This is a genomic window from Actinoplanes sp. NPDC051475 (genome assembly GCF_040689425.1).
In the GTDB taxonomy this organism is placed as follows: domain Bacteria; phylum Actinomycetota; class Actinomycetes; order Mycobacteriales; family Micromonosporaceae; genus Actinoplanes.
This window is the reverse complement of the sequence record NZ_JBFAZZ010000001.1, coordinates 164,552-178,068: the sequence shown is the minus strand read 5'-3', so window position 1 is coordinate 178,068 and position 13,517 is coordinate 164,552. Positions and strand designations below refer to the sequence as shown.

8 protein-coding genes are annotated in these 13,517 nt (G+C 72.2%); 2 read left to right on the top strand and 6 right to left on the bottom strand.

The window, feature by feature from the left end:
* Nucleotides 1-31: 31 nt before the first annotated feature.
* Nucleotides 32-1,648 carry a malate synthase A gene (aceB, locus tag AB0368_RS00840; protein ID WP_366151654.1) on the bottom strand — a complete coding sequence of 539 codons (1,617 nt, stop codon included), beginning with the start codon at nucleotides 1,646-1,648 and terminating at the stop codon, nucleotides 32-34.
* Nucleotides 1,648-2,937, bottom strand: coding sequence for an isocitrate lyase (gene aceA / locus AB0368_RS00835; protein ID WP_366151653.1), 1,290 nt, complete (start codon nucleotides 2,935-2,937; stop codon nucleotides 1,648-1,650). The genes aceB and aceA overlap by 1 nt, the downstream gene beginning before the upstream one ends.
* 122 nt (nucleotides 2,938-3,059) lie before the next feature.
* Between aceA and AB0368_RS00830 the strand changes: the two genes are divergently transcribed.
* On the top strand, nucleotides 3,060-4,514 hold the full coding sequence (locus AB0368_RS00830) for a helix-turn-helix domain-containing protein (protein WP_366151652.1): 1,455 nt from the start codon (nucleotides 3,060-3,062) through the stop codon (nucleotides 4,512-4,514).
* Nucleotides 4,515-4,605: 91 nt separating this feature from the next.
* Here the strand turns inward: AB0368_RS00830 and AB0368_RS00825 are convergent, their stop codons facing one another.
* Together AB0368_RS00825 and AB0368_RS00820 are read right to left on the bottom strand one after the other, a co-directional pair.
* Nucleotides 4,606-4,998 (bottom strand): hypothetical protein, encoded by a 393-nt coding sequence (locus tag AB0368_RS00825; RefSeq protein WP_366151651.1) that lies wholly within the window; start codon nucleotides 4,996-4,998, stop codon nucleotides 4,606-4,608.
* Nucleotides 4,999-5,263: 265 nt separating this feature from the next.
* Nucleotides 5,264-7,477 (bottom strand): glycoside hydrolase family 9 protein, encoded by a 2,214-nt coding sequence (locus AB0368_RS00820; RefSeq protein WP_366151650.1) that lies wholly within the window; start codon nucleotides 7,475-7,477, stop codon nucleotides 5,264-5,266.
* A 177-nt stretch (nucleotides 7,478-7,654) separates the two neighbouring features.
* Between AB0368_RS00820 and AB0368_RS00815 the strand changes: the two genes are divergently transcribed.
* Nucleotides 7,655-10,180, top strand: coding sequence for an Hsp70 family protein (locus AB0368_RS00815; RefSeq protein ID WP_366151649.1), 2,526 nt, complete (start codon nucleotides 7,655-7,657; stop codon nucleotides 10,178-10,180).
* Here the strand turns inward: AB0368_RS00815 and AB0368_RS00810 are convergent.
* Together AB0368_RS00810 and AB0368_RS00805 are read right to left on the bottom strand one after the other, a co-directional pair.
* Nucleotides 10,162-11,592, bottom strand: a complete 1,431-nt coding sequence (locus AB0368_RS00810) for a dynamin family protein (RefSeq protein ID WP_366151648.1) — start codon at nucleotides 11,590-11,592, stop codon at nucleotides 10,162-10,164. The genes AB0368_RS00815 and AB0368_RS00810 overlap by 19 nt on opposite strands.
* Complete coding sequence (locus AB0368_RS00805) at nucleotides 11,589-13,316, bottom strand: dynamin family protein (RefSeq protein WP_366151647.1); 1,728 nt, start codon at nucleotides 13,314-13,316, stop codon at nucleotides 11,589-11,591. Before AB0368_RS00805 ends, AB0368_RS00810 begins: the two co-directional genes overlap by 4 nt.
* Between the last annotated feature and the right edge of the window lie 201 nt (nucleotides 13,317-13,517).

Sequence of the window (13,517 nt, the reverse complement as noted above, 5' to 3'; positions counted from 1 at the left end):
CATCGCCGCCGGGCCGTACCGTTCCTGCCGCTCAGGCGGACAGTGCCTCCGCCGGAGCAGGCTTGTCGCCGGTCATGTGCCGCAGGTACGCGGGCAGGGTGAGGAACTCCGGGCAGGTCCGCTCCGTGAGCAACACGGTGAGCAGGGTGCGGGCCTGCCCGAAGCGCCGGGCGGCGTCCTCGTCGAGTGCGCCGGTCTCGGCGAGCACGTCCAGTTCCTCACGGAGCATCCGGGTCACGAGCCCGGCCGTCACCGGCACGCCGTAGTCGGTCGGGGTGCCCGTGGAGATCCACTGCCAGAGCTGGGCCCGGCAGATCTCCGCGGTCGCCGCGTCCTCCATCAGCCCGCCGAGCGACACCGCGCCGCGGCCGCCGAGCCACGCCGCCACGTACCGCAGGGCGACGCTGACGTTGTTGCGCAGCGCCACCTCGCTGACCGTGACCGCCGTGGACTTGACGTCGAGCAGCTCCTTCGCGGTGACGTGCACGTCGTCGCGGCGGCGCACGATCTGGTGCGGCTCGAAGCCGAGCCACTGGTCGAAGACCTCCTTGCAGGTCTCGACCAGGCCCGGGTGCGCCACCCAGGAGCCGTCGAAGCCGTCGCCGACCTCGCGCCGCTTGTCCTGCCGGACCTGGTTGAGGGCCCGCTTCGCCGCGACCGGGTCGCGGCTGGGCACGACGGCGGCCATGCCGCCGATCGCGTGGGCCCCGCGCTTGTGGCAGGTCTTGACCAGCAGTTCCGTGTACGCCCGCATGAACGGTGCCGTCATCGTCACCTGCGAGCGCTCCGGCAGCACCACGTCCGGCCGGTTCTTGATCATGCTGAAGAGGTAGTCCCACCGGCCCGCGTTCAGGCCGGCCGAGTGCTCGCGCAGCTCGTACAGGATCTCTTCCATCTCGAAGGCCGCGGTGATCGTCTCGATCAGCACCGTCGCGCGGATCGTGCCGCGCGGGATGCCCAGCAGCTCCTGCGCGAAGACGAAGACGTCGTTCCACAGCCGCGCCTCGAGGTGGCTCTCCAGCTTCGGCAGGTAGAAGTACGGGCCGCTGTCCCGCTCGAGCTGCCGGCGTCCGCAGTGGAACAGGTACATGCCGAAGTCGAACAGCGACGCCGACACCGCCCGCCCGCCGATGCGCAGGTGGCACTCGGGCAGGTGCCAGCCTCGCGGCCGCACCATGACGGTCGGCAGGTTGTCGCCGACCTTGTACTCCTTGCCGTCCGGCGCGGTGTAGTCCAGCGCACCGTCCAGCGCGTCCCGCAGGTTGAGCTGGCCCAGGACGACGTTCTCCCAGGTCGGCGCGGTGGCGTCCTCGAAGTCCGCCATCCAGACCTTGGCACCGGAGTTGAGCGCGTTGATGGTCATCTTGCGCTCCGGCGGCCCGGTGATCTCCACCCGGCGGTCGGTCAGGTCCTCGGCGGGCGGCGCCACCGTCCACGAGTCATCCTTGCGGACAGCCTCGGTCGAGGGCAGGAAGTCCAGCTCGGTCGTCCGGGTGGCCCGCCGACGCCGGCGGCGCTCGAGCAGCTGCACCCGCCGCGCGCCGAACTCACGGTCCAGCGCCACGACGAACTCGATCGCCTCGGGGGTGAGGATCTCCGCGTACCTGCCTTGGCTCTCGCCGCAGATGGTGACCTCTTCGCCGCCCATCAGAACTGCTCCGCCTCGGTGGAGCCCGACAGCGCGGTCGTGGAGCTCTCCGGGTTGAGGGCGGTCGAGACGGCGTCGAAGTAGCCGGTGCCGACCTCGGCCTGGTGCTTGGTGGCGGTGTAGCCGTCGGACTCGGCCGCGAACTCGGCCTCCTGCAGCTTCACGTACGCGCTCATGCCGGTCTCGGAGTAGCCCTTCGCCAGCTCGAACATCGAGTGGTTCAGGGCGTGGAAGCCGGCCAGCGTGACGAACTGGAACTTGTAGCCCATCGCGCCGAGCTCCTTCTGGAACCGGCCGATCGTCGCGTCGTCCAGGTTGCGCTTCCAGTTGAACGACGGCGAGCAGTTGTACGCCAGCATCTTGTCCGGGTGCTTGGCGTGCACAGCCTCGGCGAACCGCTTGGCGAACTCCAGGTCCGGCTTGCCGGTCTCGACCCAGAGCAGGTCGGCGTAATCGGCGTACGCGACACCGCGGGCGATCGCGGAGTCCTCGCCCGGGCGGACCCGGAAGAAGCCCTCCGCGGTGCGCTCGCCGGTCAGGAACGGCTTGTCGCGCTCGTCCACGTCGGTCGTCAGCAGGTCCGCGGCGAGCGCGTCGGTGCGGGCGATGACAAGGGTGGAGACGCCGGCGACGTCGGCCGCGAGGCGGGCCGCGTTCAGCGTACGGATGTGCTGCTGGGTCGGGATCAGCACCTTGCCGCCCAGGTGGCCGCACTTCTTCTCGGAGGCCAGCTGGTCCTCCCAGTGCACGCCCGCGGCACCGGCGGCGATCATCGCCTTCATCAGCTCGAACGCGTTGAGCGGGCCACCGAAGCCGGCCTCGGCGTCGGCGACGATCGGCGCGAACCAGTCCTTGTCGGTGCGGCCGGCGGCCACCTCGATCTGGTCGGTGCGCAGCAGCGCGTTGTTGATCCGGCGCACCACGGCCGGCACCGAGTTGGCCGGGTAGAGGCTCTGGTCCGGGTAGGTGTGGCCGGAGAGGTTCGCGTCGGCCGCCACCTGCCAGCCGGAAAGGTAGATCGCCTTCAGGCCGGCCTTGACCATCTGCACGGCCTGGCCGCCGGTGAGGGCGCCGAGCGCGTTGATGTAGTCCTCGGAGTGCAGCAGGTCCCAGAGTCGCTGGGCGCCGCGCTCGGCGAGGGTGTGCCGTTCCTGGAGGCTGCCACGAAGGCGGACGACGTCCTGCGCGGTGTAGTCGCGCTTGACGCCGAGCCATCGGGGATCGCCGGCCCACGCCCGAGTGAGGTCCGCGGCGGTACCGCCCCTGACTTCGGTCAGCTGATCAGTCATCTCAAGTTTCCTTTCCAGCCCTGCTCCGTGCGGGAAGAACTTGACTGTGGCGCACCGCGCAACCCCCCAAGAAGGCGTTTGTGACGAGAAGAAACGCGAATCTTCTGCTAACGTGAAAACCCGTGACGGCTTCATCTTCCGACGGCTCGGTCGACCTCGTGACCCTCGGGCAGCGCCTGCGGCACCTGCGGCGATCCAAGAACATGACCCTCGACCAGCTCAGCGCCGCGGTCGGCCGGGCGCCCTCCCAGCTGTCGCTCATCGAGAACGGCAAACGGGAGCCCAAGCTCAGCGTGCTGCAGGCGATCGCGGGGGCTCTGGGCGTACCGATGCAGGATCTTCTGCGACCGGAGGCGCCGAGCCGGCGCGCAGGGCTGGAGATCGAGCTCGCCCACTTCCAGCGCGAACCCGCCTACCAGGCGATGGGGCTGCCGATCGTGCGCGGCGGCCGGCGCCTGCCCGCCGACGCCCTGGAGTCGCTGATCGGCCTGCACCGGGAACTGACCCGGTTGCTGACCGAGCAGAGCGCGACCCCGGAGGTGGCCCGCAGGGCCAACCAGCAGCTGCGCGAGCAGATGCGTGAGCGCAACAACTACTTCGCCGACATCGAGCGGGCGGCGGCAGAGATCCTGCAGTCGGTGAAGCACACCACCGGCCCGCTGTCGCAGCGCGGCATCCTCGACATCGCGGCGCAGCTCGGCTTCACCCTGCACTACGTGCCGGACCTGCCGGACTCGACCCGCTCGGTCACCGACCTGCGCAACCGCCGGATCTACATGCCGCAGGTGGCGAGCAACAAGGGCCACGACCCCCGCGCGGTGGTGCTGCAGACCCTCGGCCACTTCGTGCTCGGCCACGAGGATCCGTCGGACTACGGCGACTTCCTGCGCCAGCGGGTGGAGGCCAACTACTTCGCGGCGGCGTTGCTGATGCCGGAGAAGTTCGCCGTCGACTTCCTGCGCGACGCGAAGGCGGACCGCGCCCTGGCGATCGACGACTTCCGCGACGCGTTCGGCGTCTCCTACGAGACCGCGGCGCACCGCTTCACGAACCTGGCGACCCACCACTTCGGCATCCCGGTCCACTTCTGCCGGGTGCACGAGAGCGGCACCGTCTACAAAGCGTACGAGAACGACGGCGTGCGCTTCCCCGCGGACGTGACCGGCGCCATCGAGGGCCAGCTGGTGTGCCGCAACTGGGCGTCCCGCACGGTCTTCCAGGCCGCGAACCCGTACTCGTCCTTCTACCAGTTCACCGACACGGTGGGCGGCACGTACTGGTGCACGGTGCACGTCGAGTCGACCCGGTCCGGCGAGTTCTCGGTGACGGTCGGTACGCCGTACGAGCACGCCCGCTGGTTCCGCGGCGGCGACACGACCCGGCGTACGGTGTCCCGCTGCCCGGACCCGGACTGCTGCCGGCGCCCGCCCGCCGACCTGGTGGAGCAGTGGGCAGGACACGCATGGCCGAGCGCGCGGGTGCACTCGCACCTGCTGGCCGCGCTGCCGCCGGGAACATTCCCGGGGGTGGACGCGCAGGACGTCTACGAATTCCTGCAGCGGCGCGTGCAGTCCTGACGGAATGTGAAACGCCGGGCCCGGTTCCCGCCGCCGGGGCACGGCGACGGGAACCGGGTCATCCCCCCAGTAAGGTCCGGCGAAATGGCGGTCAGTTCACGAGAAGGGTGTAATTCGGCGCCACTCCGGTGCGGCAGCGGAATGTCATCCACACCTTCCGGGCCACCCCGTCGGCGCCGACCCGGTTGCATTCGCCCTGGGGATCGGCGACCTGGTTGTACAGCGCGGTGTAGACCTGCTTCTCGACCGGGTAGGCAGCGGTGCGCGGGGTGTACGTGACGATCAGGTCGTCACCGGCGAAGCCGGAGCGGACCTGCGCGGCGGTCCACAGGCCCGCTGCCAGACCACCGGCGGCGACGACCTCGGCGCGGCCGAAGCCGTAGGTGCCCAGCAGGTCGGTGGTCTGCCCGGGTGCGGCCTGGGCGGCACTCGGGGTGAACAGGGCGGCGGCGGCCACGGTCGCGGCCAGAACGACGCTTCGCATTTCTCTACATCCTCCGAAACGGCTGCGGGGGTTTTCCCGAAGCACTCTTTGCAGTTACCGCGGGAGGGTCTTCTCCAAGGCGGCAAGGAATGACCGTACGCGGCGATTTCGTCGCGCGGTGCAAGCAAGCTCACACGAAATGAAGAAGAAGCTGTTAAACCATTAACGATTGTTCAGTCGCCCGGTTTCCCGGAATTTTGCGAGGGACGCGGACGGGCCCGGCGCCGGCGGTCGTCCGCTCGGTGCCGGGCCCGTCGGTGCGACGTCAGCGCTGGGCGGCCACGAAGGCCGAGACCCAGGCCAGGGCCGAGTTCCAGTTGATGGTCAGCTCGTTCGTCGACCAGGACTGGATGTCGTCGATGTAGCAGAACTGGGCGACGCAGCCGGAGAGCTTGCTCTGCGCGTACGGGTCCTGGATCGACGAGTTGGCGCCGCCGGCCAGCGAACCCACCGGCGGGTGGGGCAGTGCCGGGTCGAGTTCGTGGGCGTACCAGCGGCTGTGCTGGTTGTGCGAGCTGACCTCGCCGTATCCGGTCACGTAGGACACGTTGAGGGCGTTGCGGCCCAGGAGGTAGTCCATGCCCTCGAGGACGCCGTCGCGGTATCGGCGCTCGCCGGTGAGGTCGTACGCGGACGCCACCACGACCAGGTCGTTGAGGATCAGGCTGTTCGAGCCCCAGTCCCAGGCGTTGTTCGCGGGGCCGTACGCGACGCCGTACGGGTGCGCCTGCTGCAGGGCCAGATACTTCTGCGCGCCGCGTACCACCGAGGCCTTGACCCCGGCACGTCCGGGCAGCTTGCTGGGCACCAGGGCGAGGTCGAGGCGGCCGGCGGCCGCGGTGTTGCCCCAGTCGAAGGCGCCGCCGGGGCCGAAGACGTCGGCGGTGTGCACCGGTGAGGCGAGCACGAAGTCGGCGTAGCGCTTCTGCCCCGTGCTCAGATACAGCTCCGCGGCGGCCCAGTAGAAGTCGTCGTCCACGACGCTGTCGTTGTAGGCGCCCCCACCGTTGCCGTCCGACGCGGGGGCGTAGAGCGCCGGGTCGGCCTGGGCGGCGGTGAACGCCGTGCGCGCCGCGGCCAGGGCCCGCTTCGCGAAGGCCGGGTCGTAGCGGCGGTAGAGGCGGGCCGCCTGGGCCGCGGTCGCGGCCAGGTTCAGCGTCGCGGCGGTCGAGACCGGATGCAGCTGACGCTGCTGCGGATCGAGGTGGGGCAGCAGCGGCAGTCCGGTCCAGCTCGCGTCGTGGACCTTGTGGTGGACCATGCCCGCGTACGGGTGACCCGCCGGCACCTGCATCTCCAGCAGGAACTCGAGCTCCCAGCGCGCCTCGTCGAGGATGTCCGGGACCCGATCGCCGCTCTCCGGGATCGCCAGCCCGGGATTCGTGGCGTGCGTACGGGTGCCGCGCTCGTACTCGCTGAGCAGCTGCCACGTCGAGATGCCGCCGTTGACCACGTACTTGCCGTGGTCGCCGGCGTCGTACCAGCCCCCGGTCACGTCGAGGCGGTAGTCGCAGACGCCCGGCTGGCAGGGGACGTCGCCGTCGCCGAGGTTGGGGGCCACGTCGAGGTGCCCGGCCGGGCGGGCGTACCCGGGGCGCAGGTCGTCGCGGATCTCGATGCCGCTGCGCTGGGTGTAGAAGAACTTGAGCGCGTCGGTGCGCAGCCGGTCGTACGCCGCGGTGCCGAGGTCGAACGGCCGGCTGGTCTCGCCGTCGGCGACCAGGGTGAAACCGCTGCCGGCCCGGCGGTAGCCGCTGAAGTCGAGGGAGTGGACGTTCTGACCGGACGAGGCGTCGACGCCACGGGGTGTGGTGGCGCCCCGGGCGACGACCCGGCCGGCGGCGTTCCTGAGCTGCCACGGCAGGGCGGTGGTCGCCTCGGTGACCAGGGTGGCGCGCTTGGGCCCGGACGGCAGGTAGCCGACCTGGTTGACCCGGACCCGCGGGCCGGTGTCCGGCACGTAGACCTCGGGCGGGACGCCGCCGACCAGCGAGACGTCGTCGAGGCAGAAGCCCCAGCCGTCGGCGCTGCCGCCGAGCTGGAAGGCCACCTGCGCCTGGTCGGTGGTCACCGCCGAAATGAAGGTGTACGAGTACGCGTCACCCGCCGCGGTCAGGACCGGCGACGCCTCGAAGTACGGGTCGTACGGCGCGACCGAGAGCCCGGTCAGCGCCCGTAAGACATGCCCGCCGGGTGCGCCGGAGGCCCTGAACGAGAAGCGGTAGGTCTCCCCCGCGACGAGGTCGATGTCGTTCTGGCCGAGGGCGGCGTCCCATTTGTTCGCCGTGCCGCCGGGCACCGTGACACAGGCCTGCCCGTCGGTGCGGGTGATGGGCATCCCCGGGCTCGACCACCACGGGTCGGTCCCGTCGGTGAATCCCCCGTTGACCACCTGCTCGACCTCGTCGGCATGGGCGGGGGCGGACGGCACCACCAGGAGAGCTGCCGCGAGAACGACGGCACCGAGGACACGTGGCACGACAGCCTCCTTGGGAGCGCTTCCATCAGTCAGTGGACATATGTTGATCGGTACATCACGCACTGTCAACACCTGGACAACGACCGGTGATCTTCATGCCCGCGGAGAGTGACACGGATCCGACACCGGCCGTCCGGCGGTGCCGCCCGTGGCGTGCGGGCAATAGGGTCGGGAGCTGTGGAGGAGCAGTACGGCCTGGGCATCGACCTCGGCACGACCCAGACAGCGGCCGCCGTCCAAGTGGACGGGCGGATCGACGTCGTGCGCCTCGGCAGCCGCCGCGCGGAGATCCCGTCGCTGATCTTCGTGACGCCCGAGGGCGGCCTGCTCATCGGCGAGGCCGCCGAGCGCCGCGGGCTGAGCGAGCCCGCCCGGCTGGCCCGCGAGTTCAAGCGGCGCATGGGCGACCCGGTGCCGGTGCTCGCCGGCGGCGTGCCGTTCTCCGCACACGCGCTGACCGCGAAGCTGCTGCGCCACGTCCTCGACACCGTGACGAAACTGCAGGGTGGGCCGCCCGCCGTGCTGACCGTGACCCATCCGGCCAACTGGGGGCCGTACAAGCGGGAGCAGCTCGATCAGGCCCTGCGCATGGCCGAGACCGGACCGGTGCTGCTGCGCACCGAGCCCGAGGCGGCGGCGCTCCAGCACGCCACCACCCGCCGGATCGCCGAGGGCGAGACCGTCGCCGTGTACGACCTGGGCGGCGGCACCTTCGACGCGGCGGTGCTGCGCCGCGAGGGCGAAGGGTTCCTGCTGCTCGGCGAGCCCGAGGGGGTCGAGCAGCTCGGCGGCGCAGACTTCGACGAGGCGATCTTCGCCCACGTCCTCGAGATGCTCGGCGACGCGGCAACCGGCCTGGACCCCGACGACCCCGAGGTGCTGGCGGCGCTCGCCCGGCTGCGGCGCGACTGCGTCGAGGCCAAGGAGGCGCTCTCGTTCGACACCGAGGTGATGATCCCGGTGGCGCTGCCCGGGGTGCACACCCGCGTACGCCTCAACCGCTCCGAGCTCGAGTCGATGATCGCGCCGGCGCTGGAGGACACGGTCGCCGCGATGCGGCGGGCCCTGCGGGTCGCCCGGGTGGCGCCCGAGGAGCTGGACGCGGTGCTGCTGGCCGGTGGCTCGTCGCGCATCCCGCTGGTCAGCCAGCTGCTGACGGCGGAGTTCGGCCGGCCGGTGGTGGCGGACCCGCACCCCGAGCACAGCATCGCCCTTGGTGCCGCGGTCTCGACGGCCCTGATCACGGGCGGCGAGTCGCCGTTCGCGGCGGCCGTGGCCCCCGGACCGGAGCCGCTGCCGGCACCGGACGAGCCGCCCTCGACCGAAGAGGTGGTGGCGGCGCCGGTCTCGCCCGCCGCGGCCGACGAGCCGGAGCCGACTACCGTGGTGACCCAGCCGGCGACGAGCGTGACCGAGCCGGCGACGAGCGTGACGCAGCCGGTGACCGCGCGGGCGGTCGTGGGGGCCGCGCCGGCCCGTCCCGCGACCCGCGCGGCGGACAACAACCCGGCCGCGACCATGGTGGACACCGCGAGCCCACCGGCCGTCTCCTTCTCCCGCGGCACGGCCTCCGTCGGCACGCCGAGCGCTCCGGCAACCGTGGCCCGCACCCAGACCTTCGACGCCACGCCGGTCCACCACCCGCCCGGCCCCCCGGTGTCCCCCGGCGCTCCGGTGCACTATCCGCCCACGCCGCCGGCCGGGTACGGCGACGACGGCGACCCGCCACGGCGTACCGGGAAGCTTCTGCTCGCCGGCCTGCTGACCGCCGCCGTCATCGCCGCCGGGACGACGCTCGCGATCGTGCTCAACCAGGGCGGCGGTGACGGCGACAAGGACAAGCCGCAGCAGCCGGGCGCCGCATCGACGGCCGCGTTGCCGTACTCGACGGACGGCATGCTCATCCGGGTCGACACGGGTGGCGCCTCCCGGCCGGAGCGCAAGTCGAAGATCATGGTGCTCACGCCCGGCAAGGACGAGCGGAAGCTCATCTCGGACACCGGCGGCGACGCGCTGCCCGAGTGGTCGCACGACCGCCAGCGGATCGCCCTGACCCGCAATCTCGACGACGGCACCAACGAGATCTGGGTCATGGACCGGGACGGCAAGGGCGCCAAGAAGCTCGTCGGTGGCGTCACCGGCGGCCGGGCGTCCTGGTCGGCCGACGACACCAAGCTCGCCTTCATGATGGTGGTCGACGGGCGGGCCCAGATGTTCGTCATGCCGGTGGCCGGCGGCGAGCCGAAGCAGCTCACCTCGTCGAGCGACACCAAGGACGATCCGGCCTGGTCACCGAACGGCAAGGAGATCGCCTACTGGGTGGAGCGCGACGGGCGGCGCGACATCTACGCGCTGACGGTCGCCGACCCGCAGGAGCCGGGCCGGCAGATCACCGACGGCGACTCCGGGCCGGGCGTCGACCCCGCCTGGTCGTCGGACGGCAAGACGATCGCCTACACCCACGGCACCGGCCCGGGGCTCTCGGACATCTGGGCGGTCGACGCCGACGGCGGCAACCCGCGGGCGGTCGTCGAGGACGAGGCGCGGGAGATGGACCCGTCCTGGGCGCCGCACGCCGACTGGATCGCCTTCACCCGCGGCCCGCTGGAGGCGCCGCGGATCGTCATCGTGAAGGCCGACGGCACCGGCGAGGTCGAGCTCACCAAGGGCGATGCCCGCGAGGGTCACCCCTGCTGGTCCTGAGCCAGCACCCCCTCGCAGCTGCGGGCCGCCGCCCGGGCCGCGGTTCGTAGCTCCCGGGCCGAGAGCGGATGCTCCGCCACCGTCTGCCAGCGGGCCAGCGCCTCCCGGGCCGCCGCGACGACCCGCCCGGGCTCTGCTTCCGCCGGCAGCGCGAGCCGCTGGTACGCCGCCGCGCCCGCCCCGCCGAGCAGCCGGTCCATCTCGGCCAGCTGCTCCGGCCGCCCGGGCATCCGGCCTGACCGGAGCAGGTGCAGCAGCCGCAGCTCGGCGAACTCGTGCGCGCTGGCCCGGATGCGCTCAGCCTCGGCCGCGGCAGCGGACTCCGGATCGAGGTACTCGTCCAGGACCGCGAGCGCCGAGCGCGCCTTGAGCACCGCGCTCCGGCCGGCGAACTGGGCGGCGAAGACCTCGCGCAGCCGTTCGATGCCGCTGTGCGCGGTCAGCGCCCGGGCCAGGTCGGCCGAGTCATGCACCTTCTGCTCGCGGATCAGCCGCACGGACAGCCGTACGCCGAACAGCCCGTACCGTTTCAGCACCGCACGGCGGGCGGGCGCCGAGGCGGCGAAGCGGTCCGCGGTCAGCATCAGCTCGACGATCGCGTCCATCGGCTCGGCGGCGACCGCCGCCAGGGTGCGGTACTCGTCCTCGCGCAGCGTCGCACCGGCCGCCCCGAGCAGCCCGGCGACCGGCACCACCACCGGGCAGAGCCGGCGCAGCCGGTCGTCGGCGGCGTACCGCGCGGCGACCCGGGCGGCGGAGTCCATCGCGTCGAGGCGGGCACCGCCGATCTCGTCGGCTCGCGACAGCACACCCACCGCGTTGACCGGGCTGCCGCCGCTGACGCCGTCGCCGTGGAACGACTCGAGGAAACGCACGTCGCTGGCGTGCATGTGGCGCAACAGGTAGATGACCGCGTCGGTCTGGGTGGCCCGCTCCCCCTCGGCCTCCAGGAACGCCATGGTCCGCAGCGAGACGTCGGTCGACAGCGAGGCGATGCCCGGGGTGTCGATCAGCGTGTGCTGCCGGAGCCGGGCGCTGGGCACCCGCACCTCGAGGTGGTCGACCTGCTCGGCGGGGCGGCCGAGGCCGATCCGTACGGCACCGGCGACCCGGTCGAACGGGCGTGGCTCGGTCGTGCCGTCGCGCAGGTGCGCGGTGACCGAGTATGCCGGCCCGTCGGCGTACCAGGTGACGATGCGGGTGCACTCCCCCGCGTCCGTCGGGGCCAGCTCCTCGCCGACCAGCGCGTTGAGCAGCGTCGACTTGCCCGCCTTGACCTTGCCGGCGATCGCCACCCGCAGCGGCTCGTCGATCCGCCGGCGGGCGGCCCCGATCGCATGACGGACCGTGGCGTCCCGCGACTCGGCGAGGGTCCGGTCGAGCAGGGCCCGGACGTCGGCGAGCAGGCTCATGCGAGCTTGTCCAGTTCGTCTCGGAGGGCGGCCAGCCGGCGGGCGCGGGCCTCGCGGGCGGCGTCGGGCAGGGCCGCGGTCTCGCGTACGGCGGCAGCCGTGGCCGCCGCGGACCGCTGCATCTCGGCGGCACGGGCCGCGAACTCGTCGCGCAGGAACCGCTGGGTACGCCGGACCGCCTCCCGCGAGTCGCGCCCGACATGGAACGTCACGTCGTCGACGTACCGCCGCAGCGCCGCCTTGGCCTGCTGTCGGCGCTGGAGCACCTGGCGCTCGCGCTCCTGCTTCATCAGGCGCCGGCCGAGCGTCAGCCCGGCGATCACGCCGATCGGCGCGGCCAGGGCAACGTTGAACAGGGCGCCGACCGCGCCGAGCAGGTAGAAGCCGCCGTACGTGATCCGGGCGGCGGTGAACGCGCCGAGGAACTGCTGCATGCCGGAGCGCTGGAAGGTGACGTCGAGGTCGGCGACCTTGGCCAGGCCCTGATCCGGGGTCGGCAGGTCGGCGCCGGCGGCGTCCACCTCGAGGTCGAAGCGCTCGGCGACCTCCCGGGCGAGCTGCTCGCTGCGGGTCACCAGCAGCATCAGGTTGTCCGCGGCGGCCGAGGCGGCCTCCCGGGCGGCCCAGGCCTGGAAGTCGGTCCAGGTGTCTTTCGGGTCCGAGGCGTCGATCAGGTCTTCGCCGTCGCGCATCAGCCGGCGCAGCCGTTCGCGCAGGTCGTGGTCGACGTCGGCGGTCAGATCCTGGATGCCGTCGCCCAGCACCGTCTGCCACGCGCCGGCCGCCTGGGTGCGACGCTGCTTCTCGGCGTACCGCTGAGAGAGCGTGAGGGCGGCGGTGGGCGCCGCCGCCGCAGCATGCTCGGCCACGACCCGCTCGCGGAGCTGGCCGACCACGAACGCCAGCTCGGCGCGCGCCGCGGCCTCGGCACCCGCCCGGGCCGCGCCGAGCACGTCGCCGCGGAGCATCTCGACCAGGCGGGGGAAGCCGGACTCGGCGTTGAGCTCCGTGCTGTCCCGGGCCTGGGCGCGCAGCCGCAGGAACGACGAGACGGCGACGATCGGCACGTCCAGCCCGGCCTCGGCGAGGTGCGCGGCGTCGAGCTCGACGATGCGCCGCCACTCGGCGTGCAGGTCGGTCTTGGTGACGACGCAGACGACGGCCGGGCACCGCTCGACCACCCGGCGCAGGAAGTCGACCTCGGGCGCGGTCAGCTCCTGGGCGGCGTCGGTGACGAAGAGCGCCGCCGCGGCGGTGGCCAGCGACGCCAGCGTCATGTTGCCCTGGGCGGAGTCGAGACCGCCGACGCCGGGCGTGTCGATGAAGGTCAGCCCGGCGCCCAGCAACCGCCGGTCCAGGCGGATCTCGACGCCGTGTGAGCCCTCGGTGACGTGCCGGCGTACCTCGTCGAACGGCACCGGGACCGCGGTGAGCGCGCCGTCGTCGCCCGGGACCCGCAGATGCACCGCTGCGGGGGTGCCGTAGCGCAGGACGGTCGGCACGGCGGTGACCACGTCGGCGTCGACGGGACAGACGTCGGTGCGCAGCAGCGCGTTGATCAGGGTGCTCTTGCCCTGCTTGAACTCGCCGACCACGGCGACGGCGACCTCGCCGGAGCCGAGGCGCCCGGCGGCCCGGCCGAGCCGCTCGGCGAGATCGGGCCGGTCGTTGCCGGCGGCCAGGCGGCGGGCCGCCTCCAGCTCTGCCGGCAGGTCCGTGGGCAACCGTCTCTCACCATTCCTCGATGCGGCCTCGAGGGGAAAGCCTACGCACGAAGCGCCACCTTCCGCAGGTCACCCCACTGGGTACGGTCGATCTGGGTTTGCCCCCATGCGCCGCAGGCTTCCGTTCCCACTGATCGCCGGGCTACGGACGAATCGCTCCCGGCGCTGAGCTGGGCGGATACCGGCGGCAGATTTCCGACA